Origin of the sequence: Bacillus sp. SKDU12, from assembly GCF_010093085.1 — a bacterium.
Classification (GTDB): domain Bacteria; phylum Bacillota; class Bacilli; order Bacillales; family Bacillaceae; genus Bacillus; species Bacillus mexicanus.
Genome location: NZ_MSRC01000003.1, coordinates 520,491 through 542,307 on the forward strand (window position 1 = coordinate 520,491; position 21,817 = coordinate 542,307).

Below are 21,817 nucleotides of genomic sequence, written 5' to 3' on the forward strand. Positions count from 1 at the left end.
GTGGTTTTTTGGCTAAAGAAGATTTCATTAAACAAATAGCCGCCGACGCTCAAAGAGTTTATAAAAACCATCAAATTCTTGCTTCGTTAATCATTGCCCAGGGCTGTCTTGAGAGTGCATGGGGAACAAGTGAACTTGCAACAAGAGGACACAACCTATTCGGCATGAAAGGCGAGTATAAGGGACAATATGTCACAATGATGACATGGGAAGTCATTAACGGTGAAAATGTTCAGGTTCCGGCAAAGTTTCGAAAATATCCCTCTTGGAAAGAGTCGATTGACGACTTAGCTAACCTGTATCTCAATGGTGTAAGCTGGGATAAAAATCATTACAGGGCGGTTGTCGGAGAGACAGATTATCAAAAAGCTACAGCTGCGCTCGTAAAAGCTGGATATGCAACTGATCCAAATTATGCAACAAAGCTCAATAGCATTATTTTCACGTATAAATTAACCAAATACGATACAACTGAGGGGCTGCCCGACAATCCGGATGAACCAAGTAATCCTGATCCGATCGTAGACCTGCCGAGCAAAGAGTATGACGGAAAAGATATTACGCTAAATCAGAGTCTCCCTAAAGATGTATATTTACCAAAGCTGCATGTGGCGAGTCAGGACGATTCACAAGCTATTGAAGTCATCGGCGCTGACCCGGATTTATTAGACGATACGACAGGGAAAAAGGACATTGAATTTACGATCACACGGACAGCTGATAATGGCACAGAATACGACTTGCTTGTGAATGACAATATTCTTTATCTTGATGAGAAAAAATTCAATCATCAAAAGTATTTCATCACAGATATTGCAATTAACCAGGAAGGAACACTTTCTAAAAAAGTAACAGCAAGCCACGTCTATGTTGTGACACTAAACAATCACTATGTAGAAGATACGATCAGTGGGACGTTTAACGTCAGGAAGATGCTTGATTTTGTTTTTAAAGGCACAAAATTAAGGTACATCTTTATGGACAAAGAAAGTGAGTTCTCTAGCGTTGAACAAGAGAATTTCGGTGACAGATTCGGAAATGATCTGATGGATGAAATTGTGGAAGACTATGGCTTAGAATTAGATGTCGATAATTATAAAGTCTACGTGTATAAGAAAATGGGCAAACGAATAAATCATACACTTGATACTCGATATAATATGCCTGGTATCACAATCAAAACCTCTACTCAAGGGTGTTCCACAAGAGCGAGGGGTTTTGGTGCAATTAAAGAAAACAGCAGCACAGACAGCAAAAAAACGGAGTATGTTTTTGAACCGGTATTGTACAAGCATCCTGACGAAGATAAATTTTTGATTGATGGTATGCCAAGATGGGCGGAACCATTGCGGGATGAAAAATATAAAAAAGAGTCCAGTATGTTAGCCGCGTTGAAAAAGTACGTCAATCCATATCCACAGACGGAAATAGAAGTAGATTATGAATACATCTACGAGCCGAAGCTTTTAAAGATACAAGAGGATTTCTGGAAGGGTGACACACTGCATATTTTGGCTGACACATCATATGGCGTGACGTACGAAGATGATGTCCGTCTTTTGGCCATTCAATATAAACCATTGAATCCTTATGCAAAGCCGACACTGACATTTGCTAATTTCCGAAAAGATATTCAAGACATTCGGATGGAGCAAGAGAAGAGATTGAAAGATCAAAAGCGATATATGCAAAAACTAAGAATGATGATATGAGCACTCTTACCAGGGTGCTTTTTGTTTTGTTCTTGAAAGGAGAGTGATCTCATGGTGATCAGATTAATAAAAGATTATGATTCTACAAAAGACTCACTGTATCTTGCGCAGCAGCGGGATGACTTGGAAAGCATTGAAAATGAATTAAATGGACTATCCAATTCCATTGCTAATCATAAATCGGCTGTGACTGCTCATACGTCTTCCCAGGTGGCTCATGGCAGTGGACTGACAGTTTACGAGGAAATTGAAATAGCGAAAGCGCGGCTCCGCAACATTGTGTTAGAAGCGGATGGGACCAATATAAAAGAAACCATAGATGCTCGTGTAGATAAAAGAGGGAAAGTCTATCCTTCTTTACGTGATCACCTTGTCGCAAACGAAACTGATCTCGAAAACTTGGATTCAATGATTCAGAAGGAATTGTCTTTTGACTTTACAACCGTTCCGCCGGTTTATCATACAAACTTGAATTTAGCAGATAAAACGGTGCTGCAGTGTTTTGTCATTGATGAATTGACTGGCGATATCTACGCCACACAAGTTGCCAGCGGCAACCAAGATAAAAGTGAAAGTTTCACCATTACCCGGATGAATCAAAACGGGGTGATGCTGGACAGCATGACACTCATTCACGGCGGTCACGGTACCACAATTGGATTGGAACGGGAAAACGGGAAAGTGTATATCTGGTCCAACTATAATGTTGTCGATTCAAACGGAAACACTGTTGGCAACGATCTTGTGCGATTTCCTTATACAGCAGGGGCCACACTGAATGGCGGCAGCGGAGGCATTAAACGCTATAACAAATTCAACGATTATTATACGATCCCTGTCATTGATAGAGAAAATGGCTTTATTGCGTTCCGAATCAGATTAAAAGACGATAATAGTTTGGTAGAACTTCGAAAATTAAGTGATGTAAAAAACGGCGTAAATAAAGTGCTGGGAAAGGTAATCATTCCGAGTGACTTGTTTTATCTCCAAGGTTTCACAATAGATGGCTATGATTTGTACTGGTACACCGGAGATACAAACAACAAAACATATCCATGTGAAATCACACAATTTAGTTTTAAGGATGGAAGCTTGAAAAAGCGTATCTCCTGTAATTTTGGTTATGGGCCAGACGGCAAATACGAAGATGGTTTCCGAGAGCCTGAGTCAATCTTTTTATACAAGGACCCGAAGACAGGAAAGAAATCGCTATTCGCAGGTGTGGCGACGGGAGCCGTCGGAAAAAGACTTGCCAAGGTTTACGCCTACCATTCGAAAGAGAATGCAGCCAAATTTGGTATTGATTTAGCCAAAGGATATCAAGGGTATAAACTTACTCAAAATAATGGATATTCAAAGCGGCTCCCGGACGGCTTAAAGTCTTTAAAAGAATTCAGGCAGCCCGGTTTTTACTATATGCTGACGACAGAAACAAAGACCCTTTCGGATCATCCGGACAGCGGTAACGCCGGATGGTGGTTAAACATTGCGCCGGCCGATCGTGCTGGATCAGTCATTCAAACGTTAACCAGAAACGCAACAGCGCGGCCAATTAAGATTTTGACAAGAGTTGTAACAAATGACGGGAAAGTTGGCGATTGGTCAGAGGTTTCAGCCAGTGGAAAGCTGCCCTGGGCAGACCTGCCTTTAAAGAATGGCGCAAAGAACCCTGACAGCAACTATCGTCTACAATTTGCAGTACAGGGAGGTTTTCTTTTTGTAAGGGGCCGAGTTACCATTCCGCAAAAAGACGGCGTTGATTTTGCGACATTGCCTGTCAGTGCCCGCCCTAAAAAGAATACTTATAAAAGCTGCCCTGTAGCCGGAACAACAGGAGATAGAAAGATTGTTTTTCGATCAAATGGAAATATCTCTGCTCTCGGGCTATTTGCAAAAAGCGCGTCGAATGCAACATACACCTATATTGATGAAATCATCAAGCTGGATTAAAAAGGGGTGTCTCATATGGAATATGAACAAATGTGGGCTTATCAATATGATGAAAACTATATTTATGATTGCCCGGTTGAAATTCAATACATCGAAGATGATGACGGAAACGTAAAGCGTGTTGTTCCGGAAAATGCAACTGAGATCAGTCCAGGCGACTTGGTGCTGGCTAAATGGACGGGAACAGAATGGGTAGAAAGCGCATCGGCTGAATACATTGAGTCGCTTGTGACAGCTGATTCAGCTGAAGAAAGCGATGGGACAAAGGCGCTGAAAGCTGTTGCCGATATACTTGAAACGATGGTAAGGGGTGATGCGGGATGAGCAGCCCTTTTTATAATGCCATCAAGACGTGTTATCTATCAGGGTATTGGGACAGCAAGGAGGAGCTTCTTTCTATGGCTGTGGATCAAGGCAAGATAACAGAAGAGGAAATGAATGAGATCAAAGGGCTCCGACAGGCTGACAAAGGATCTCCTTCTATAGAAGAGTAAAGGAGAGACACTATGCCATACAAAGATGAATCACTTACTTTTACGATCAATGGCCGGCGCAAAAGCCCGGTACAAACAAACATCCAATATACAACTCAAGACAAAGGAACAGCAAAACTGTCATTCCAGCTTATGAAAGACGGGGTTCCCCTTCCGTTATCCGCGGCAGTGGTGAAGCTCGTCCTTTTAATGTCTGACGGCAGCCGATTTGTTCGAAATATTGAAATCACTGATAAATTGAACGGCAGGCTGTCGTATGTTCTATCTGATGAAGAAATCAGACACGTTGGGACCGTTCAAGCTGAGCTTGATGTCTCCTACACAAATCAGCAGGCCATGTCGATCCATGAGTTTTCATTTGAGATTAAGAAAGCACTTATTGACACTGATATTCTGCCGAGCGTGGAGTACTATATAGATGATTTTGAGTCCTTAAAAAATAAGATCAACGAGCTTTATAACGAGACCATCCAGACGGTTGAAGAGCTGCGAAAAAAATTTGAGGATTTAGAGAACATTGAAACGAAAGACGGTGCACAGAAAAAGGCTGATGCTGTTCAGGCTAATTTAGATACCCATAAAAATGACAAGTCCAATCCTCATGGGGTGACAAAAACTCAGGTAGGGTTGGGGAACGTAGACAACGTGCAGCAAGCAACAAAAGCAGAATTCAATACGCACAATACGGATTCTACGCGTCATATCACGTCCACAGAGCGTTCAAACTGGAATGCGAAAGAAACGACAACGGGAGCACAAAACAAGGCAGATACTGCCGAAAAAAACGCAAAAACGTATACTGATCAACACATTAATAATAAGAGCAATCCCCACGGGGTGACAAAAGGTCAAGTCGGGCTTGGGAATGTTACCAATGACAAACAGGCAACCAAAACAGAATTTGATACGCATGTAAAAGATGGGACTGTCCATATATCTGCAGCAGAACGCACAAAGTGGAACGGTGCTCAGCTTTTCAAAATCACAAATGATGTTGGAGGGGTCTTGATTTCAATCGCTGATACAGACGATTTTCTGGACAGAATTGTGAAAGCAGGCAAGACGTTCGGAACGTTTTATTCCACTGGGAAGCCTTTAAATGCTCCCTCCACTTTATCAACAAGGGGTTTTTTTCACTTCACATCACTTGATAGTAATGGTAACGGTACTTTTGGCTATGTCGTGGCTATAGATTATAAGAATAATATGTATTCAAACTATGTTGACGGTAATTTAGGCTGGTCAGGTTGGCAGCGACTTCTCACTGAAAATGATACTGACAGTGTTCCCTGGTTAAATGCGACCTACAAAAACGGAGCAAAGACAGGAGAAAGGCAACTTCAATATAAAAAACAGGCTGGTGCCCTTCATCTTACTGGTCACATCGTAACAGATCGTGAAGTGGTTTGCGCATCTATTCCAAGTAGTTTTGCACCGTCAAAGGGTGCAGTGAAAATGGTGGGAGTTAGCGGGACAACAGGAATGGCCAAACTGATTGTTTTCTCATCAGGAGACATTAAGCTCACAGGACTTATATCAAATGAAACAAACAGCGTGACTGGATACTACATTGATGAAGTTATCCCATTAAACTAAAGGAGGGAGTATATTGATTCAAATATACCCATACGACTCAGAAGGTTTTTTCCTTGGTCAGCCGGAGACTCTGTATCCTGATCCTGGAACGGGACAGTATAAAATCCCCGAAAACTCAACAAGCATCCCTCCTGTGAAAGATGGACAAGGTATGTGGCGCCCTTGGTTTGACAGTGAAAAACAGGAGTGGATTGAAAAAGCAGATCAAAAATATAAAGATAGTTTGAAGGGGCCGGATGATCCTCCATCTGCTGTTGATCAATTAAAGGCGCAAAGTGCAGCAACAATGGTGCAGCTGGCCGAAGCTCAAAATTTAATAGAGTCTCAAGCTAAAATGATTGCGGACTTGTTTTTGATGCTGGCTAAAGGAGGGGAAACGTAATGGATTGGTTTACAAATATCAAGACCATTTATGGATGGGGGAGGCAGTATTACACAAACGCTGACGTTGCTCGTTTTGTTGTCTTGAAGAGAATCACAGAAGAACAATATAAAGAAATCACCGGCCTGACCTATCCAGCTACAGAGCCGGTTGTCATAGATTTAGGAAGTTAACAAACACCCATTGAGGTGTTTTTATTTTGCCATGAGGGAGGTGAGGGCTTTATGGAAATGGATATTACACAGTATTTAATCACTCAGGGGCCCTTTGCTGTGTTGTTTTGCTGGCTCCTATTCTATGTCATGAAAACGAGTAAAGAAAGGGAAGCAAAACTCTATAATCAAATTGATTCCCAAAATGAAGTCTTGGGGAAGTTCAGTGAAAAGTATGATGTTGTAATTGAAAAGCTCGACAAAATTGAAAGCAAAGTACAATAGGAGGAATAAACATTATGAAAAAATATGACAAAGGCACGGTCATTCGGACGGTGCTTCTTTTGATTGCACTTATTAACCAAACAATGCTGATGTTCGGTAAATCACCTTTGGAGATTACGGAAGACCAAGTTAATCAGCTTGCGGATGCTCTTTACACTGCTGGTTCTCTAATCTTTACTATCGGGACTACAGCTGCAGCATGGTTCAAAAATAACTATGTGACTACAAGAGGTCACCAGCAAAAAGCAGTTCTCAAACAAAATAATCTAACAAAATGAAGCTGCTGGTAACCCGGTGGCTTTTTCATATTAAAAATAAAGGAGAGAACACTCATGACAATCTCAGTGAAAAAGAATCTTGTATCAGAAGCAAAATACGCTTTGAAATGCCCAAACGCTATGACAGCGGAATACATTACTATCCACAATACAGCAAACGACGCGTCAGCTGCTAACGAGATCAGCTATATGATCGGGAATACAAGCTCGACAAGCTTTCACTTTGCAGTCGATGACAAAGAGGTGCGGCAGGGCATCCCTACAAATCGTAACGCATGGCACACAGGAGACGGCACCAACGGCACCGGGAACCGTAAGTCGATTGGTGTCGAAATTTGTTATAGCAAATCGGGAGGCTCTAAATACTACGCCGCTGAAAAAATGGCTATTAAATTTGTGGCGCAGCTGCTCAAAGAGCGCGGCTGGGGTATTGATCGTGTGCGCAAGCATCAAGATTGGAACGGCAAGTATTGCCCGCACCGTATTTTAGCAGAGGGACGCTGGAATGAAGTCAAAGCGGCGATTGATGCTGAATTACAGTCATTAGACGGCGGGAAGTCTCCTTCATCAAAAACAAAATCATCCGGCAGAGAACCAATTTATACAGTAAAAAAAGGAGATACTCTTTCCCGAATTGCAAAGGCTGAAGGGGTAAGCGTGGCAAAACTTCAGAGTTGGAACGGTATTAAGGACCCGAATAAAATCAAAGTTGGACAAAAGTTGAAACTTAAAGGCTCAAGTTCTTCCAGCCCTAAACCAAGCAGTAATAAGTCATCTTTAAAACTGCCTTCAGGCATTTTTAAAGTGAAAAGCCCATTGATGCACAGCGATGCTGTTGAGCAGATTCAAACAGCCCTGGCGGCACTGCATTTTTATCCGGATAAGAAAGCCAAAAACTTTGGAATCGATAGCTATTATGGTCCGAAAACAGCAAACGCGGTCAAACGGTTCCAATCAGTAAATGGTCTGACTGCTGACGGCATTTATGGGCCTGAGACTAAAGCGAAACTTGAAGAGGTCTTGAAATAATAAAAGAAGCCCTTCTTAACAGAGGGGCTCCTTTTCTAAACTATATTGTTTTAAGGTGTTCTTTAATTTGTTCAGTGACTTGCTTAAGCCATTCTAATGGAGTTAAATCATCTTCAGGAAAGTATATACCATCAGCTGCTTCTTCTATAAATTCATTCTTATCTGTTTCAGAATAATTACTATTTACAAACTCAGTTAGTGCTATTAAATCTCTTTCTTTTAGCTTTTGTGATGCTTCATTTAGATATTCATTAAGAGCATCTTCAGGAGATTCTATATCTTGGTGGAAATGTCCGCCGAGAAATCTAAATACAGGATCAGAAACTTTAATTTCAATCATTATATATCACCTCGTTGGGTAGCCTGTTAATATAAAGCTACCATCTTCATTTTTCTTTAATACTATTCTAGCATTAGTCATATCTTTAACTTCGTTTGAACCTTTACGAACTCCTCTACCTATAACTTCAGTTCCTCTATAAGGTAACGGTAATGGATCGCCTATATCACTATTTAACCACTCTTCAATTTCCTTTTTATGTTTAGTCAATGTTTCATTAGCGACTCTTTCTGCAGTTGGCCTATCTGTGAAGCTAGAAGAGGCACGTATTTTCTTGTTTATCTGCAGCCTCTTTAATAACTCTTCATCAGTCTTCCCAACGTGTCTTTCAATAAGGTGCCCGCCTTTTGCTTCATGAGCAGCTAACCCTCCACCAGGTGCGAGAGGGGTACTATCACCTTGTTTGACATTACCTATACCTATGTTGTTAGAAGTTTCAGATCTTCTGAGAACACTCTCTTTTTTATCTTCCGCAATACTTTTTAGCAACGGAGTATTTTTCACGTTAATGGTATTCTCAGCATCTTGAAGGATCCCTTCTAATGCAGGAGTATACCGATTTACAGGAGATTTGACAAACTGTTTTACAGATTTTCCGCCTTTTTTAATTGTGCCGCTAGTTGCTTTCCCAACTTTAGCAAGATCCTTCGATCCTGTTGAGACAGAGGACTTTCCACCTTTCAATAACAGAAGACTTCCGCCCAAATAAGTAACATAGTGCAGCCGTGTGTATGCATCCCCGTGAATCATTTTTGTATCCCAATTATCCTTCAATGTGTCAACCATACTTTGAAAGGCAGCTTGATAGTCGTATTCCAAAACGGTATCCAGCACTTTTTGAGGATCTTTGTTAATATTATCAATTGTCCAACCGATATTCCATCCGAATTGAATGGCTCCTTCACCGGTATCTTTGGCAAGATCGTATATACCAACAATCGCACCCTTGGCGCCATCACCTATGATTTGCAACACTTCTTTTCCGTTATCCATGAAAGCTTTACGTTGTTCAAGAAATGAAACAAATTCAAGCTGTTCAGGGGTAAGGTTCTCATATCCGACCTTCTTGGCAATGTCTAAGTATTCATCCGGATCCGTCACTCCGTCAGCTAGCTTCTTCTTTAAATCTTTGATTTCTCGTTCTTTCGCTTCATCTTTCTTGATCTTCAAATAAGCTTCAGTCTGTTTCTCAATATCGCCTTTTTTCTTATGTATGTCACTTTCGCGATACGCCTTGGCGTTGTAGTGAATGGGCGTAGCGTTTTTGCCTTTGCCTGTTGCTTCTTGGAGCTTTTGGAAATCTGACTTGATGAATTGTTCATTTGGTTCTGACATAGCATATTCTGTCAGTAAATCTTCGTCAAGGTCACCTAGTTTTTCAATTGTTTTTTTGCGTTTATCATTGGCATCTGCAAGCTCATCCTTGAAGGTTTCTGTTGAAAACAAGTCGAGCGGGAGGATGTCGTCAATATCGCTTAGGATATCTTTCATGGCTTTTTTCTGTTCAGACATGATGGACTTTGATTTTTTATGGGCGTTAGCCAGTTCATGTTCTAAAAAGGATTCTTCCACGTATGCGTCAGAGAGTCCTTTGTCCTCGACAGCTCCGGCAATGCTGTTGAAGAATGCGATTTTCATGTCAATGTAGTCGATCCATTGATCAGTGACACCAACATGATCGTGATAGAATGCTTTAATGTTATTAGCGCCTTTGCCTGAGAATTCGCTGTCGTCCAGTTCAGCGACGCTTTGTAAAGCTTTTCTCAAGTTGACCATTTGCGTCCTTAGTTCTTTATATTCTTTGGCGCGGTCTGTAGCTTCAGACATAAGTGTTTTAGCTTCAAAGACTTTCATCATCATACCCTCTCATTTAATCATATAACAAAATATTACCATGGAAGAATGATGAAAATAACTGTTATGTGGATCAAATGGTGGAAATGAATCATTCGATCCGTGTCATTTTGCCTATTTTGAGCGTTTGTTTGAAAACTGGCGATGTTGCAGACGGTTTCGGCAGATGAATGGACTAACTAACGATGTTGCGGTCTTGAAACCAAAGCAAGGCTTTTGCTTTATTGAGTAAATAAAAGAACCTATTCTAGAAAATACTAGAATAGATTCTTTTATTATTTGAATACATATAAACCAGAATATAATACTTTTCTAGGAGTAAAAGGGGAGTCATTATAAGCTTCTTTAGGATATGAAGCAGTAGAAATAAACCTTGCATAACTATGTGTAAAATCTTCTAGCTCTACTTTGAAGGTTTGAACAGTTTGGGGCTCTATCTCATAAAAAAAAGAACCTTTGTAATGATTATTGATTTTGAAATGTTTATAATGATCATCTTGAAAATTATATAAAAAACCCTTTAATTTAAATTCTTCGGTATTGGCGATAGAGAGATACATATTTTTTCGATCAATTTTTTCAATGCGATTTCCTTCTTTATCAGAGAGATATATTAACCTTCCTTCTTGATCTTCTTCACCAGTTTTTTTAGTGTGTATCGGTTTGCTTAAATCATTACTATCTTTATTTTTAATTGCAGCATTTTTGGCATTTGATTTTATTTCAAAATAATAGGGTGCTACGTAATCAGCATTCCTATTCCATTTTAAATCCCTTTCGGCATTTAAATTAAATTTTGAGGTTTGAGTAAGGATATATATTAATTGATTGCCAGAAGGAACATTCTTTAAGTCTATATCAACTTTTTTTGATGAATGGCCAGGTACTTTGATTTGATATGTTTTTATTGGTTTCAATTCACCCTCATATATTACTGAGATGTTTATATTGTCTATATCTTCTGTTTCGTTATGGTATATGTATTCACCCTTAAAATTGCCTAGATCATCCGTTTTGTACTTTAGTCTGTTTCGATCAACTACATAAGGTTTTTCTACTTCGAAATTTGTTGATCTGATAATGTTTTCCTCCTTATCCTGTGGTGTTTCCTGAGTCTGATTATTCTCTTTCTGTGTATTATTAGCTTTATGAGTATTAGTACCAGAGCAAGCAGATAATAAAAGTACAAGAACAGCAGCGAGAATAGTTATGCTATATTTCATTTTAATATCCTTTCTATGATTAAGCGACCATTTCATTGTAAATGGCCGCTTAATTGATTTATTTAATTTATAGTGAATATAGGTCTTAATTTATCAGCAGATTCGGCAGAGTATGTACCAAATCCAGTTGTTACTGTATGCATCGCTTGGCAAATGATTGTATCGGAAGTTATGCCGCCAAGCTTTTTATTTTCCCCCAAATGAACAGCTGCAGCTGACCGAGTTAAAGTTTTACCTTTAAATTTATCATCTGTCCAAGTAGCCTTTTTAGAGCCTTTTTTGATCTTACCTAAATAACCATGTACTGAAACTGCAGCCACAAAAGATGAAGGAATAGTTGTGGCATCACCATAAAATCTTAGCCCCTCTTGATCAACATATGTTCTTCCAGTAGCCGCAGCGAATTTTTTTGAACCTTGAGTGCTAACGTCACCAGATTGATTTTCGTCAGTTTTGCCAAAATCAATCTCAGAAGTCAGTTCGTCAGCAGATGTTGTTGGAACATAAGACTTTGAAGCTTGGAATAGTTCATTTTGATTTTCTGTTGCTAGAACAGAAGTTGAGGCACCAATTAACAGTGAGACGCCAACAATTGAAGAAATAATACTCTTTTTCATTCTCATTCCTAAAAACTCCCTTTATGTTAATTTAATACAACCCAAATTATACCGTTCTTGGTTTTATTTATGAATAGGAATTGAGGATCGTAGATTCGACAATCGGTTGAATTATCCTCGTTAATACAGTTCAAAAAAACAGAAAAAAAATCCTTGCGGGACAACGAAACATGATTTTGCGGTAGAACGAAAAAAACTTCTATATATTACATTTTATGTTAAGTGTGTGTTAACATTTGTTTGAGTATTTAGAATTTTTGTTGGAAAGAGGGGTTTATTATGAGTAAACTTGCTTCTGAGTATGTTGCTAATATCTTAAATGATTGGTATATGGCTATAAAACAGCAAAACGTGGGGGCTGCCGAAAAATACTTCAAAGAGAGCAGAGCTCTATTTGATGAAATGGAAGAAGATCAGGAAGTATTGATGTACTATTCTTTACTTGAAGAGAGACATAAAATGATGCTCCACCAGGATAAAGGAAAAGAATTTCCAAAGCACTCTTATTTCAGTAAAAAACATAAGAAAGAAATAAGAAAAACAGACAATATGATCGAATATTATTTCTTTTTATTTGAGGCATTATACGAATCGCACAATCGTAATTACGGCAATGCAATTAGTCTTTTTAAAATTGCTGAGAAAAAGCTTGCGAATATTCCAGATGAAATTGAAGCGGCTGAATTTTATTCAAAAGTAGCCTCTCTTTATATGATGCTTGGCCAAAACATCGTGTCTTTAAACTATATTAAGGATGCAATGCACATTTACAAAAGGAATGAGGATTACAAAAAAAAGCTTGCGACGTCAATGATGGTTGTAGGTCATAACTATACAGAGCTGGGCCAATATGATAAAGCTGAGGATATTTATTTTGAAGCAATACGAATTTCTAAACAACTCGAAGACACTTTTTTTGAGGCTATGATTCATCACAATTTAAGTATCACTTATTCAGCTGCTAAAAAATCACAAGATTGCATAAATGCTCTGAAAAAAGCATTGAGAAATGATGAATGGAAAGAGTCGGTTTATTACATAAACTCCCTGTATATGATCATAAAAGAGTTCTTCATAATGGGACTATCCGATCAAGCTGTTTATTATTACAAAAAAGCACAGGAAAACTTAAATCAAAAAGAGAATAAAGTGTATGAGGCTAAAATAAACATTATTTATGAGTTATTCCAGAAAACCCCTGAAGATAGCGTTAATCAGTGTAGGAGCTACATTCATTTCTTATTTGAACAGAATGACGCGGATAGTGTGCACGATCTCGCTTTAATCATTTCGCAATATTATGAGGCGAAAGGATATATTCAAGAAGCTCTGGAATTTTCTAATCATGCTATTTTGGCCGAGAGGAAAATGAAGCAGTTGGAGGGAGTCTAATGAAAAAGTTAATTCTTTGTTTAGCTGCTGTAGGCGTGTTAGCAACGGCTAGTTATGCAGGATCAATTGATACTCATGTAACAGAGAAACCAGTGGGAACTTATATGTTATTGGCTGAAAAACCAGTTGGTACCTAAATAAAAAAGGCTCTCTCATACGAGAAGAGCCTTTTTATTCATGCGCCTACTATTATTTCACGACCTAAGCCCATTCCTACAGGTGGATCGATTTGATGGGTTCCTACCGGTAACTCACGTGTGATCTTCATTTTATCAACTCCTCTCTATAGATACATTACTTCATTTTTTTCTAAATCCCTTTTATTTGAACAAATTTTTCAATAATTTATTTGTTGCTTTTCCGGCTGCACGTCAAGCCACTCTTTTTCCTAATGTGCCGTTTTACTGCATTTACATTTCCAAGAAGCTTGGCCAACTTGTATAGTGCTGATCTTACTTTATTTATATTCAGTGTCATCATTACCTTTATATGTATATCTTTAGATTACAATAAAAATCTAAAAATGAATAGATGTGGGCACCCACAAAGACACCCACAAAACACCCACAAATATAATATACTTGATGATTTCTTATTCGAAGAGAAATAACAAAACCTTTTTAATTCAACGTTTATCATGCACTATGACATTGAAATATTGCCTAGGTTATAATCCGGACACAAGTTCACCCTTGGGAGCGCGAACAATATATGTCTCAATATTAATCTTTCAATCCCTTGGCACTATTGGTGTCAGGGGATTTTTAAATTTTGGTCAAAAGATTAAGAGAACAATACTTTTGGTCTTTGACCAAAATATGACCAAATTTGAAATGGAGACCTAATTCTACGATTGACGGAACATAATTCTTTAGCGGGCTTTGGTCAAGTTTTGTTTTTGGTGACCTAAAAGCTCTGAGAAATAAGAGTAAAGATAAAATCCACAACGGGGAGGCTTATGATTACATATTAACTAAAGAGTAAGTAAATGAAACAATGAACAAAAAATACGATGTATAAGAAAGTGCTTTTGACGAACGTGTTTTATGTTTTTGGAATGTATAGATAAGTGCAAAACCTAGAAAGAAAGCTGTTACAAACCAAGGCGTGTATTGAGGAAAGATGGCGGCCAGCAATATCACGATGGTTGAAAAAAGAAATGAAGCGTAATGAGTATCTTTACGATCATGAATCAAAGAAATCACCTCTGCAAAGTTTTACCCAATTTAGTGTGTATGAAAACGTGAGGCAAAAGGGGATTAGAAAAATGTCAAACATTATTTTCTGCAGAACAAGATAAAGCAATTAAATACTAAAAATTATTAAGGCCTTAGAAACTCCAATGACCATTTTGCGTGACTTGAGACAAGCATGAACTGACTATCTATATATATAATGAGGTAGGATAAAATGGATTTTATAATGAATTTATAGAAATAGCCAAAAATCTAAGGAGTTAGACATTGTTCCGTTATTATCCGGCTCTTTGACTTGAAAAGGTAACTGCTATAATAACCTTGAGGTTTTTGAAGTTGACGGGGCGGCATATCATTTGCTAACTGTTGATGATTACCTTAAGGTTTATAACAAGTCCTTATTAGATAACTATAGGAATTCAGAATTAATGTTTATTATTCATTTTGGTATTAATTTTATATATTATAGCTGGTAGATTAGTTAATAGACTAGAGAGTTCCTTCTATACTTTCTGGCTTTTTATATTTCACAAAACAGAAAAATCATCACTCTAGTTAGCCATTCAAGGCAGGGTTCAAGTAGGTACAGCTAGCTATGCTTGTGTGAATACTGCAGGTATGATTGACATTAATATATTCTTTGATGGTGGGGAAATGTAAATGATCAATATTCTAAGTAAAATACTATTTGTTTTGTCAGGTTTCGCATTATTGTTTTTTGGGATGATCTTAAAAAATGGGTCAATGGCTTTTGGATTGTTCGTATTATTGTTCGTTGTGGCAATCATCGTTCGTGTATTTCATAAACGGACTGAAGAACATTAGAAGCGGGCGTGTGGTAGGAGAGGAACCTTTCCTACTGATATAAAATAAGTGAACAAGCGAGAAAATCACATAAATCATTCGCAGTGTGGATTTATAAATGTTGAAACGCGACCGTCAGTTTAATGGAGTTTGAAATCGCATTTAGCCAAGTCATGTTTTCAAATTCTTCAATGTAGCATCTCATCTGATACTACATTGATACGCGATCTTTCTTAAGTTTGAGAAACGAAATATAAAATGAAGGCATCAATCAATATCTGTCTTAGGAGTTTTTATTTTTCAGAAAAAAACGTTGAAAAACCGGAAAGGATTTAATAATATGAAGTCAAGTTAGTTTGTTTAGTCGACAAACTAATATGTCCCAAGATAAGGTTCTTGCTAAATAAGGATGGAAGGGGGGGATGAGGCTCGTTGTAACGGGAAGGAAACCAGTACTGTTGTCTTTTTCTAAGTATATAAGGTGCGCTTCTGCTTGCTGATAACCGCTTATATGGAGAAAATGCGCCGAGAAAGTAAGCGGTATTATTTTTTGCTGTTTTGAAAGCGCTTTTACGACCGTTCATTCGCCATACTGTTTCGTATTCATCCAAAAAGGGAGGGAAAATCATGCCCAGTGAAAAAACTGTGAAGAAGATCAGAATGGCTGAAAAAGTTGGATATGCATCTGGAGATTTTGCATGTAATTTAATTTATGCAACGGTGTCCACTTATCTTTTGTTTTTCTATACAGATGTGTTTGGTTTATCGGCAGCAACAGCTGGAACTATGTTCTTAGTGGTTAGAATCATCGACGCTCTCGCTGATCCTTTCATTGGCACAATAGTCGACAGAACGAATAGCAGATTTGGACGCTTTAGGCCGTATCTTTTATTCGGAGCTTTTCCATTTGTCGTACTGGCAATACTCTGTTTTACAACCCCTGATTTTTCGGATATGGGAAAATTAATATATGCCTATATCACCTATGTTGGCTTGTCGCTTACATACACAACGATAAACGTTCCATACGGCGCGTTAACTTCTGCCATGACTAGAAATAATCAAGAAGTGGTTAGTATAACATCAGTTCGTATGTTGTTTGCGAATCTTGGGGGACTTGTCGTTGCATTTTTTGTTCCCTTACTTGCTGCTTATTTAAGTGATACCTCCGGCAACGAATCTCTTGGCTGGCAGCTAACCATGGCAATTATGGGATTCATAGGCGGATGCCTTTTAATCTTTTGTTTTAAAAGCACAAAAGAGCGCGTCACTCTTCAAAAATCTGAAGAGAAAATTAAATTTTTGGATATATTTGAGCAGTTCCGTATTAATCGTCCGCTTGTTGTATTAAGTATTTTCTTTATTATTATTTTTGGAGTGAATTCAATCAGTAATTCGGTTGGCATCTATTATGTAACGTATAACTTAGACAGGCCGGATTTAGTGAAATGGTATGGGCTGTTAGGAAGTTTGCCTGCTTTGGTCATTCTACCTTTTATTCCGAAGCTTCATCAATTATTGGGGAAGAAAAAATTACTAAACTATGCATTATTACTGAATATAATCGGTCTCTTAGCTTTACTGTTTGTTCCCCCAAGTAATGTATTCCTTATCCTCTCTTTTCGGTTAATTGCTGCTGCTGGAAGTCTGACTGCCGGAGGATATATGTGGGCGCTCATTCCTGAAACAATAGAATATGGAGAATATAAGACCGGAAAAAGAATGGGAGGGCTTATATATGCTATTATCGGATTTTTCTTTAAATTCGGCATGGCCTTAGGAGGGGTCGTACCAGGACTGGTCCTAGATAAGTTTGGATATGTGGCAAATCAGGTGCAAACGCCAGAGGCATTAACGGGAATTTTAATTACAACAACTATTATTCCTGTGTTCTTACTGATTCTAGCGATGGTGGATATTCATTTCTATAATTTAGATGAGAAACAATATAAAAACATGGTAAGAGAATTAGAGAATAGAGATAAAGTTTATTTGGATAATATCGATGAATTCAAGGCTTAAAAATTGATACGTGACATAAGCTGAGGAGGAGTTTTTATGAAGATTAAAAATCCGGTATTAAAAGGGTTCAACCCTGATCCAAGCATTTGCAGGGTAGGAGAGGATTATTATATCGCTGTATCTACATTTGAGTGGTTTCCAGGCGTTCAAATCCACCATTCAAAAGATTTAGTGAACTGGCAATTAGTTGCACATCCATTACAGAGAGTTTCACAATTAGATATGAAAGGAAACCCTAATTCAGGCGGAGTTTGGGCACCATGTTTAAGTTATAGTGATGGGAAGTTTTGGCTTGTTTATACGGATGTTAAAGTAGTAGACGGTGCTTGGAAAGATTGTCACAATTATGTAGTAACTTGTGAAACGGTTACTGGTGATTGGGGTGAGCCAATTACATTAAACAGCTCGGGATTTGATGCTTCATTGTTCCATGATACGGATGGGAAAAAATATTTATTAAATATGTTGTGGGATCAGCGTATTGATCGGCACTCATTCGGAGGCATTGTCATACAGGAATATTCTGATGAGGAGCAAAAACTAATCGGTAAACCGAAAGTGATCTTTAAAGGAACGGATAGAAAGCTGACAGAAGCTCCTCACCTTTATCATATCGGGAACTATTATTATTTATTAACCGCAGAAGGAGGAACACGGTTCGAGCATGCTGCGACAATTGCCCGTTCTGCAACTATTGAAGGGCCTTATGAAGTTCATCCTGATAACCCGCTCTTAACGTCATGGCATGATCCAGGAAATCCACTGCAAAAATGCGGACATGCATCCATTGTGCAAACACATACTGATGAGTGGTATTTAGCTCATTTAACGGGACGTCCTATTCATCCAGACGATGATTCAATTTTTCAGCAGAGAGGATACTGTCCTTTGGGCAGAGAAACAGCGATTCAAAAACTTTATTGGAAAGATGAATGGCCTTACGTAGCAGGCGGAAAAGAAGGAAGCTTAGAGGTGGAAGCACCTGCTATATCTGAAAAAATATTTCCTGCAACCTATCCGGAAGTTGATGAATTCAATGATTCAACCTTAAATATTCATTTTCAAACATTAAGGATTCCGTTTACAAAAGAATTAGGTTCATTGACTCAAGTGCCAAATCATTTACGACTATACGGTCATGAATCATTAACCTCAACATTTACTCAGGCATTTGTAGCTAGACGTTGGAAAAGTTTCCATTTTGAAGCGGAAACAGCTGTTAAGTTTTATCCGGAGAATTTTCAGCAAGCCGCTGGATTGGTGAACTACTACAATACTGAGAACTGGACGGCTCTTCAAGTCACATATGATGAAGAACTTGGACGCATTCTTGAATTAACAATATGTGATAACTTTTCTTTTTCACAGCCAGTAAAAAATAAAATTGTAATCCCTAGTGAAGTAAAGTATGTATATATAAGAGTAAAGATTGAAAAAGAAACATATTTTTATCGCTATTCTTTTAATAAAGAAGATTGGCACGATATTGATATAGCATTAGAATCAAAAAAATTATCAGATGATTACATCCGAGGAGGCGGTTTCTTTACAGGAGCCTTTGTAGGGATGCAATGCCAAGATACCAGCGGTCATCATATTCCGGCCGACTTTAAATATTTTCGCTATACAGAAAAATAATGAGCACGAGAAAGAGAAATAGGAGAAGCTTTGAATAAAATGTCAAACACTCATCTTTGAAGATGAGTGTTGATCATAACAATTTAATCATACAGCGATATCCAGAAAATGTCCGATAACAATGGATGACATCCCTAATGCAGGTGCTTTTTTCCCTAAGGAAGATGGCAATAATTCATAGCTATTGCCTAATTGGGAATAAACCCTTGATGAAACTTCACTTCTAATTGAATGTAAAACCATTGGATGCGATTCAATTATGGTGTTTCTTAAAATAACAGCTTGTGGATTAAACGTATTTAGAATATTGGTAAGGCCTATTCCTAAGTAGAATCCAAAGTTCTGTAAAGCATGTAAGGTGCCAATATCATTCAGGTGGGCGAGATCTATGATATCTTGATTGGACACTGTTTTATCTTTCGTTTGAAGAGAATTTATTAAAGCTTTCTCTGAAGCATACAATTCCCAGCAGCCGCGGTTTCCGCAACTGCATGCAGGGCCGTTAAAGTCTATTGTCATATGTCCCATTTCTCCAGAGAATCCGCTTACGCCTCTATATAAGTGGTGATTGATGATAACGCCGATGCCTATTCCAGTGCCGATGCTTGCATAAATAATGTTCTCGTACTTTTGGGCAGCACCATATACTTTTTCTCCATATGCGCCAGCATTTGCTTCGTTTTCAATATAAACAGGCACATTAAACTTCTGGTGTATGAAAGATTTTAAGTCAATATCTCTCCAGTTGGAGTTAGGAGCGAAAACAACCTTTTGATGTTTATCAATAAGTCCGGGAACACATATGCCAATACCAATAAGCCCATACGGAGATGGAGGCATATGCGTAATAAAATGATGAATCATATCAATTAACATGTCTTTGGTTGTTTCTGGAGAATTGCTTTCTAAATGGTGGTGTTGGTCAAGAATAATCGTGCCTTCAAGATCTGTTAAAATGCCATTCATATAATCCACACCGACATCTATTCCTACAGAATACCCAGCCTTTTTATTAAAAACAAGCATGACGGGTCTTCTCCCGCCATTGGATTGTCCCTGGCCAATTTCAAATACAAGATTTTCTTTCATTAACGTGTTGACCTGTGAGGACACAGTTGATTTATTTAATCCAGTCATTTCTGATAATTTTGCCCTTGAAATAGGTGAATTCTTCAGAATTTCTTTTAATAATAACTTTTGATTTACTTTTTTGACAAAGGTTTGATCAGCGATAGTCACTTCATCCACTCCATTTGTATAGTCTTTCATGTTAGTTTGAGTTTTTAGTATGAGACACCGTTCATAGCTCATCTTGCCATTATTATATCTAATATGTTCATAAAAAACTAAAAAATATTGAAAATACTGAAGAGGTTATATAAGATGAAAATAAGTTAGTTTGTTTAGACGACAAACTAACTTGTAACCGTTTGCAGTCCAGCGGAATTCGAATCAACATGTTTTCAATTTATTTTTTAAGGGGGAAATCACATGGTTCAATCTCATTCTGGTTCAGTTAGTTTTGGAAGCGCAAACAAAGTGGTTTACGAAGGGAAAGGCTCCACTAATCCTTTAGCATTTAAATATTATAATGCTAAAGAGGTAATCGGCGAAAAAACGATGAAAGAGCATTTGCGATTTTCGATTGCCTATTGGCATACATTCACCGCTGACGGCACAGACATGTTTGGGGCTGCTACGATGCAAAGACCATGGGATCACTATAAAGGCATGGATCTAGCGAAGGCAAGGGTAGAAGCAGCGTTTGAGATGTTTGAAAAAGTAGATGCGCCATTTTTTGCTTTCCATGACCGAGATATTGCACCAGAAGGAAGTACGTTAAAAGAGACAAATCAAAACCTGGATATGATTGTGGGCATGATGAAAGACTACATGAAAAATAGTAACGTAAAGTTATTATGGAATACCGCAAACATGTTTACAAATCCCCGTTTCGTTCATGGTGCCGCGACTTCTTGCAATGCAGATGTGTTTGCATATGCTGCAGCACAAGTGAAAAAAGGGTTAGAAACAGCAAAAGAGCTTTGTGCCGAGAATTACGTATTTTGGGGCGGCCGTGAAGGATACGATACATTGTTAAATACCGATTTGAAATTGGAGCTTGATAATTTGGCGAGATTCATGCATATGGCAGTGGATTATGCGAAGGAAATCGGATATACAGGGCAATTTTTGATTGAACCAAAACCAAAAGAGCCAACGACTCATCAATATGATACAGATGCAGCAACAACGATTGCCTTTTTAAAGCAATACGGCTTAGACCATCATTTTAAGTTAAATCTTGAAGCGAATCATGCTACCTTAGCCGGACATACATTCGAGCATGAATTACGCATGGCAAGGGTACATGGCCTGCTTGGCTCTGTTGACGCGAATCAGGGTGATCCTCTTTTGGGCTGGGACACGGATGAATTTCCGACAGATTTATATTCTGCGACATTAGCAATGTATGAAATTCTGCAAAATGGCGGTCTTGGAAGCGGCGGATTAAACTTTGATGCGAAGGTCAGAAGATCTTCTTTTGAGCCTGTTGACTTAATATATGCCCACGTTGCAGGGATGGATGCATTTGCAAAAGGATTGAAAGTCGCCCACAAATTGATTGAAGATCGTGTGTTTGAAGATGTGATTCAACATCGTTACCGCAGCTATACGGAAGGAATTGGTCTCGAAATTACTGAAGGGCGAGCTAACTTCAAAACACTTGAGCAATATGCGCTCAATAATCAATCAATTAAAAACGAATCTGGAAGGCAGGAACGATTAAAAGCGATATTGAACCAATATATTTTAGAAGTATAACAAATGAAAAAGAAGCGCCAGATCCTG

Annotated in this window: 20 protein-coding genes and 1 pseudogene; 16 read left to right on the forward strand and 5 right to left on the reverse strand. The window is 38.4% G+C overall.

Annotated elements, in window-relative coordinates:
* The first annotated feature begins 8 nt into the window (after positions 1-8).
* The 10 genes from BTW01_RS03930 to BTW01_RS03975 are packed head-to-tail and all read left to right on the forward strand — an operon-like array spanning position 9 to position 7,878.
* Complete coding sequence (locus tag BTW01_RS03930) at positions 9-1,712, forward strand: phage tail spike protein (protein ID WP_162101733.1); 1,704 nt, start codon at positions 9-11, stop codon at positions 1,710-1,712.
* Between the two features lie 51 nt (positions 1,713-1,763).
* Positions 1,764-3,662, forward strand: a complete 1,899-nt coding sequence (locus tag BTW01_RS03935; RefSeq protein ID WP_162101734.1) for a teichoic acid biosynthesis protein — start codon at positions 1,764-1,766, stop codon at positions 3,660-3,662.
* 15 nt (positions 3,663-3,677) lie between these two features.
* A complete protein-coding gene (locus BTW01_RS03940) occupies positions 3,678-3,986 on the forward strand; it encodes a hypothetical protein (RefSeq protein ID WP_162101735.1) in 309 nt (102 codons plus the stop codon).
* Entirely contained in the window at positions 3,983-4,156 is a 174-nt protein-coding gene (locus tag BTW01_RS03945; RefSeq protein WP_116777210.1) for an XkdX family protein, read from the forward strand. Before BTW01_RS03940 ends, BTW01_RS03945 begins: the two co-directional genes overlap by 4 nt.
* 12 nt (positions 4,157-4,168) lie before the next feature.
* Positions 4,169-5,752 (forward strand): BppU family phage baseplate upper protein, encoded by a 1,584-nt coding sequence (locus BTW01_RS03950; RefSeq protein WP_162101736.1) that lies wholly within the window; start codon positions 4,169-4,171, stop codon positions 5,750-5,752.
* Positions 5,753-5,765: 13 nt separating this feature from the next.
* Positions 5,766-6,134 carry a hypothetical protein gene (locus BTW01_RS03955; protein WP_162101737.1) on the forward strand — a complete coding sequence of 123 codons (369 nt, stop codon included), beginning with the start codon at positions 5,766-5,768 and terminating at the stop codon, positions 6,132-6,134.
* The gene (locus tag BTW01_RS03960; protein WP_072693029.1) at positions 6,134-6,307 is read left to right on the forward strand and encodes an XkdX family protein; all 174 of its coding nucleotides are present in this window, start codon (positions 6,134-6,136) and stop codon (positions 6,305-6,307) included. Before BTW01_RS03955 ends, BTW01_RS03960 begins: the two co-directional genes overlap by 1 nt.
* Before the next feature lie 51 nt (positions 6,308-6,358).
* Entirely contained in the window at positions 6,359-6,571 is a 213-nt protein-coding gene (locus tag BTW01_RS03965) for a BhlA/UviB family holin-like peptide (protein WP_031600555.1), read from the forward strand.
* 14 nt (positions 6,572-6,585) lie between these two features.
* Positions 6,586-6,849 carry a phage holin gene (locus BTW01_RS03970; RefSeq protein WP_162101738.1) on the forward strand — a complete coding sequence of 88 codons (264 nt, stop codon included), beginning with the start codon at positions 6,586-6,588 and terminating at the stop codon, positions 6,847-6,849.
* A gap of 54 nt (positions 6,850-6,903) precedes the next feature.
* On the forward strand, positions 6,904-7,878 hold the full coding sequence (locus BTW01_RS03975; RefSeq protein ID WP_162101739.1) for an N-acetylmuramoyl-L-alanine amidase: 975 nt from the start codon (positions 6,904-6,906) through the stop codon (positions 7,876-7,878).
* A 40-nt stretch (positions 7,879-7,918) separates the two neighbouring features.
* On the opposite strand, the gene BTW01_RS03980 is transcribed toward BTW01_RS03975, so the two are convergent.
* The 4 genes from BTW01_RS03980 to BTW01_RS03995 all read right to left on the reverse strand — a co-directional run bounded on the left by BTW01_RS03980 (position 7,919) and on the right by BTW01_RS03995 (position 11,918).
* The gene (locus BTW01_RS03980; RefSeq protein WP_125121219.1) at positions 7,919-8,218 is read right to left on the reverse strand and encodes a contact-dependent growth inhibition system immunity protein; all 300 of its coding nucleotides are present in this window, start codon (positions 8,216-8,218) and stop codon (positions 7,919-7,921) included.
* Positions 8,219-8,224: 6 nt separating this feature from the next.
* Positions 8,225-10,072, reverse strand: coding sequence for a ribonuclease YeeF family protein (locus BTW01_RS03985; protein ID WP_162101740.1), 1,848 nt, complete (start codon positions 10,070-10,072; stop codon positions 8,225-8,227).
* A gap of 275 nt (positions 10,073-10,347) precedes the next feature.
* Complete coding sequence (locus BTW01_RS03990) at positions 10,348-11,331, reverse strand: hypothetical protein (protein WP_238391390.1); 984 nt, start codon at positions 11,329-11,331, stop codon at positions 10,348-10,350.
* Between the two features lie 26 nt (positions 11,332-11,357).
* A complete protein-coding gene (locus tag BTW01_RS03995; protein WP_162101741.1) occupies positions 11,358-11,918 on the reverse strand; it encodes a hypothetical protein in 561 nt (186 codons plus the stop codon).
* Positions 11,919-12,191: 273 nt separating this feature from the next.
* Here BTW01_RS03995 and BTW01_RS04000 point away from each other — a divergent pair, with 273 nt between their 5' ends.
* The 5 genes and pseudogenes from BTW01_RS04000 (at position 12,192) to xynB (ending at position 18,964) form a co-directional block, all read left to right on the forward strand.
* Positions 12,192-13,304: a Rap family tetratricopeptide repeat protein gene (locus tag BTW01_RS04000; RefSeq protein ID WP_162101742.1), complete on the forward strand. Its 1,113-nt coding sequence runs from the start codon at positions 12,192-12,194 to the stop codon at positions 13,302-13,304.
* Positions 13,304-13,441 (forward strand): hypothetical protein, encoded by a 138-nt coding sequence (locus tag BTW01_RS04005; protein WP_162101743.1) that lies wholly within the window; start codon positions 13,304-13,306, stop codon positions 13,439-13,441. Before BTW01_RS04000 ends, BTW01_RS04005 begins: the two co-directional genes overlap by 1 nt.
* A gap of 1,370 nt (positions 13,442-14,811) precedes the next feature.
* A pseudogene (locus BTW01_RS18660) lies at positions 14,812-14,976 on the forward strand (hypothetical protein); the annotation flags it as partial.
* A gap of 955 nt (positions 14,977-15,931) precedes the next feature.
* Complete coding sequence (locus BTW01_RS04010) at positions 15,932-17,326, forward strand: MFS transporter (RefSeq protein WP_162101744.1); 1,395 nt, start codon at positions 15,932-15,934, stop codon at positions 17,324-17,326.
* Positions 17,327-17,362: 36 nt separating this feature from the next.
* The gene (xynB, locus tag BTW01_RS04015) at positions 17,363-18,964 is read left to right on the forward strand and encodes a xylan 1,4-beta-xylosidase (RefSeq protein WP_162101745.1); all 1,602 of its coding nucleotides are present in this window, start codon (positions 17,363-17,365) and stop codon (positions 18,962-18,964) included.
* An 87-nt stretch (positions 18,965-19,051) separates the two neighbouring features.
* Here the strand turns inward: xynB and BTW01_RS04020 are convergent, their stop codons facing one another.
* Positions 19,052-20,203 (reverse strand): xylose repressor, encoded by a 1,152-nt coding sequence (locus BTW01_RS04020; RefSeq protein ID WP_162101746.1) that lies wholly within the window; start codon positions 20,201-20,203, stop codon positions 19,052-19,054.
* A gap of 252 nt (positions 20,204-20,455) precedes the next feature.
* Here BTW01_RS04020 and xylA point away from each other — a divergent pair, with 252 nt between their 5' ends.
* A complete protein-coding gene (gene xylA, locus BTW01_RS04025) occupies positions 20,456-21,790 on the forward strand; it encodes a xylose isomerase (RefSeq protein WP_162101747.1) in 1,335 nt (444 codons plus the stop codon).
* Positions 21,791-21,817: the final 27 nt, after the last annotated feature.

Coding starts and splice junctions, on each gene's coding strand:
- BTW01_RS03935 (WP_162101734.1), top strand. CDS start 1,764: ATGGTGATCAGATTAATAAAAGATTATGATTCTACAAAAGACTCACTG.
- BTW01_RS03940 (WP_162101735.1), top strand. CDS start 3,678: ATGGAATATGAACAAATGTGGGCTTATCAATATGATGAAAACTATATT.
- BTW01_RS03945 (WP_116777210.1), top strand. CDS start 3,983: ATGAGCAGCCCTTTTTATAATGCCATCAAGACGTGTTATCTATCAGGG.
- BTW01_RS03950 (WP_162101736.1), top strand. CDS start 4,169: ATGCCATACAAAGATGAATCACTTACTTTTACGATCAATGGCCGGCGC.
- BTW01_RS03960 (WP_072693029.1), top strand. CDS start 6,134: ATGGATTGGTTTACAAATATCAAGACCATTTATGGATGGGGGAGGCAG.
- BTW01_RS03965 (WP_031600555.1), top strand. CDS start 6,359: ATGGAAATGGATATTACACAGTATTTAATCACTCAGGGGCCCTTTGCT.
- BTW01_RS03970 (WP_162101738.1), top strand. CDS start 6,586: ATGAAAAAATATGACAAAGGCACGGTCATTCGGACGGTGCTTCTTTTG.
- BTW01_RS03975 (WP_162101739.1), top strand. CDS start 6,904: ATGACAATCTCAGTGAAAAAGAATCTTGTATCAGAAGCAAAATACGCT.
- BTW01_RS03980 (WP_125121219.1), bottom strand. CDS start 8,218: ATGATTGAAATTAAAGTTTCTGATCCTGTATTTAGATTTCTCGGCGGA.
- BTW01_RS03985 (WP_162101740.1), bottom strand. CDS start 10,072: ATGAAAGTCTTTGAAGCTAAAACACTTATGTCTGAAGCTACAGACCGC.
- BTW01_RS03990 (WP_238391390.1), bottom strand. CDS start 11,331: ATGAAATGGTCGCTTAATCATAGAAAGGATATTAAAATGAAATATAGC.
- BTW01_RS03995 (WP_162101741.1), bottom strand. CDS start 11,918: ATGAGAATGAAAAAGAGTATTATTTCTTCAATTGTTGGCGTCTCACTG.
- BTW01_RS04000 (WP_162101742.1), top strand. CDS start 12,192: ATGAGTAAACTTGCTTCTGAGTATGTTGCTAATATCTTAAATGATTGG.
- BTW01_RS04005 (WP_162101743.1), top strand. CDS start 13,304: ATGAAAAAGTTAATTCTTTGTTTAGCTGCTGTAGGCGTGTTAGCAACG.
- BTW01_RS04010 (WP_162101744.1), top strand. CDS start 15,932: ATGCCCAGTGAAAAAACTGTGAAGAAGATCAGAATGGCTGAAAAAGTT.
- xynB (WP_162101745.1), top strand. CDS start 17,363: ATGAAGATTAAAAATCCGGTATTAAAAGGGTTCAACCCTGATCCAAGC.
- xylA (WP_162101747.1), top strand. CDS start 20,456: ATGGTTCAATCTCATTCTGGTTCAGTTAGTTTTGGAAGCGCAAACAAA.